Below are 258 nucleotides of genomic sequence, written 5' to 3' on the forward strand. Positions count from 1 at the left end.
ATATGCGCGTGTGGCGGAATTGGCAGACGCACTAGACTTAGGATCTAGCGTCTTTGACGTGGGGGTTCAAGTCCCTCCACGCGCATCCTTTATTTGCGGAAGTGGCTCAGCGGTAGAGCATCGCCTTGCCAAGGCGAGGGTCGCGGGTTCGATTCCCGTCTTCCGCTCCAATATTTTGCGCCCTTAGCTCAGCTGGATAGAGCGTTTGACTACGAATCAAAAGGCCGGGAGTTCGAATCTCTCAGGGCGCGCCATTAT

Annotated in this window: 3 tRNA genes; all 3 read left to right on the forward strand. The window is 55.4% G+C overall.

The features are described 5' to 3' along the window. Window positions 1-4: 4 nt before the first annotated feature. The 3 genes from AC6CIF_RS31960 (at window position 5) to AC6CIF_RS31970 (ending at window position 254) form a co-directional block, all read left to right on the forward strand. Window positions 5-85 (forward strand) — tRNA-Leu (locus tag AC6CIF_RS31960). A 10-nt stretch (window positions 86-95) separates the two neighbouring features. Beyond that, window positions 96-170: transfer RNA gene (locus tag AC6CIF_RS31965), tRNA-Gly, on the forward strand. Window positions 171-177: 7 nt separating this feature from the next. Next, window positions 178-254 (forward strand) — tRNA-Arg (locus AC6CIF_RS31970). The last annotated feature ends 4 nt before the right edge of the window (window positions 255-258 follow it).

The organism is Paenibacillus sp. GQ49 (assembly GCF_059759055.1).